The following is a 2,436-nucleotide window of genomic DNA, read 5'->3' on the forward strand; positions in this document are numbered from 1 at the left end:
CCTGCGCGTTCGGTCCTGCCCGTTCAGTCGTGCGCGCTTTGTCGTGCGCGTTCGGTCGTCCGTGCTTGTTCGTGCGTGCTCTGTTGTGCGCGTTCGGTCGTGCGCGCTTTTATCGGGCTGAGCAGGTTGCGGTCGTTCCGGTGGCGGTGCCCGTCCCTTGGAAGCCGAACTCGGTCGACTGCCCGGCGGGGACGCTGCCGTTGTATTGCACGTTGCTGAAACTGTTCCCACTGCGCGTGGCGTTCCACGTGTTCGTGATTGTCGTACCGGACGGCAGCGTGGTGTTCACGGTCCATCCGCTGATCGGCGCCGAACCGGCCGTGACCTTCACGGTGACCACGAACCCGCCGGTCCACTGGTTGAGCGAGACCGACGCGGTGCAGCCGCCGTTGGACCCGCCGGACTGGCTCGGCGACTGGCTGGGCGACTGACTCGCTGACTGGCTGGGCGACTGGCTCGGTGATTGACTCGACGACGCGCTCGACGACGCGCTCGGCGACTGGCTCGCCGACGGCGTCGGACTCGTGGTGCCGCCACCCAGGGTCGGCGTCGTCCAGTCGCGCCACTCGGCGAGGTTGCCCGACGCCTTGCTCGACACGTGGAAGGAACCGGGGGCGGAGCTGGTCTTCAGCAGGTACCGCTGAATGTTCTGTTGCAACGGCGTGCGCCACTCCGGTCGGTTCGCGCAGTGGTTGCCGTCCTGGATGTCCGACCAGTAGGTGATGCTGTCGCCGGCGCCGAGGGCCTTGTAGACCTCCGCGCCGCCGAGGGCCGCCACGCTCGCCGACTTCGGGCCGAGGTTGACGATGTGCGGGTTGTCCATGATGAACAGTCCGCGCGGCGCGACCATCGCCACCATTTCGTGCGTGTCCACCGGGAGCCGGTTCGGGCTGCTCGTGAACGAGCCGAACGCGTCGCCGAGCCAGGGCTGCTCACCGTACGCGCTGCTCAGGCTCTGTGCGCCCTCGCCCGGGATGCCCCGGAAGATCGGCACGCCCGCACTGCCCGACTCGATCGGCATCGTGAGCTGAATGCGCTGATCGAACGCGCCGATGACGAACGCGCCCTTGCCGAAGCGTGAGCAACCGGTCACTCCGGTCGCATCCCCGCGCAGAATGCTGCCACCGGACTGTTCGATTACGTCGATGAGCCGGCTGACGCCCCACGCCCAGGCCATGAGCAGCCCGGTGCTGCTGTTCGCGCCGTAGATGCTGTAGAACGCGCCCTGCTTGTTCGTGCGGGGCGTGCCTTCCTTGCCGACGGCGTACGGGTCGTAGGTGATGACCGCGGCGCCCGCGGCCTTGATCGCGGCGGTGTCGGCGCCGAAACCACCAAGCACGAACACGGCCGGGAACGGACCGGTGCCGCTGGGCAGGTCGACGGCGGCGGAGTAGCTGGCAGACTTGCCCGCGTTCGTGACGTTGACGGTGATGGAGGTTCGGGAGACGGTACCGCTGACCGTCTGCGGCTTCGCCGGCTTCTCGCCGTAGACGAACTTCTCGGCGAGCTTCTTGATCTCCTCGCGCCGGCAGGTCCAGTCCGACTTGTTGGTGATCCGCGAGCCGTCGAGCTTCTTGAACGGGTCGGGCAGTTTCGCGTTGGTGGGCAGCGAGCCGGCGTCGGGCAGGGCGGGCACCGAGCAGCCGGCGCCCTCGTCCTCGACGCCGGCGCTGGCGGCCACGGCGGCGGGGGAGTGCAGGACCAGCGCCCCCGCACCCACGAGCAGGGCCGCGACCGCCAGGGCGACGAACGCCAGGCGACCCGATCTGATCTTCACCAGGGCTCTCCTTCCGGAAGGTCCGGTCGGGGCGGGCCGGATGTAAATGTTGCGCTGAGGGTCGAGCAACATTTCGAAGCCTGTCAAGGTGCGCCCACTCTGCTCCCGCCCCGCCGCAGGAGGGCCGTGGAACTTGCACATTTGGCCATTGGCCTCGTTCACTCCGCGTTCACTTCGGCGGGGAACTTGAAAAGATCTCAACGAAAAGGACGGTGCCCCATGTCCGAACACGACGGCGTCGCACACCTGGGCGACATCGAGACGGCACTACGGCGCGAGGTCGACATCGTGCGGGAGCGGTTCCCGGACGCACCGAGCGCGGAGGTGGAGCGGCTGGTGCGGGAGACGTACGAGGAACTGCTGCGCAACGCAGAGGTGGAGACCCACGTGCTGTCACTGACGCGGCACCGGGTCGTGGAGCGGCTGACCGGGAGCGGCTACACGCTCCACGACCCGGTGCTGAGCGAGGACTGACAACCGACAACACCGACCCGCGCCGGACGTCGGCACATCGGACTGTGCTCCAAGCCGGACGTCGCTTCACGTCGGAGTGTGGTTCACGCCGGACGTCGCTTCACGTCGGAGTGTGGTTCACGCCGGACGTCGCTTCACGTCGGAGTGTGGTTCACGCCGGACGTCGCTTCACGTCGGAGTGTGGT

2 protein-coding genes are annotated in these 2,436 nt (G+C 67.9%); one reads left to right on the plus strand and one right to left on the minus strand.

What is annotated here, in order from left to right:
• Positions 1–109: 109 nt before the first annotated feature.
• Entirely contained in the window at positions 110–1,777 is a 1,668-nt protein-coding gene (locus AB0B76_RS05565; protein WP_360369769.1) for a cellulose binding domain-containing protein, read from the minus strand.
• A 219-nt stretch (positions 1,778–1,996) separates the two neighbouring features.
• Between AB0B76_RS05565 and AB0B76_RS05570 the strand changes: the two genes are divergently transcribed.
• Positions 1,997–2,251, plus strand: coding sequence for a three-helix bundle dimerization domain-containing protein (locus tag AB0B76_RS05570; protein WP_360369772.1), 255 nt, complete (start codon positions 1,997–1,999; stop codon positions 2,249–2,251).
• Positions 2,252–2,436: the final 185 nt, after the last annotated feature.

This window comes from Dactylosporangium sp. NPDC049140 (genome assembly GCF_040648435.1).

What these genes read in the sequence shown, in the direction of transcription:
- AB0B76_RS05570 (WP_360369772.1), top strand. Translation starts at nt 1,997, where the DNA reads ATGTCCGAACACGACGGCGTCGCACACCTGGGCGACATCGAGACGGCA.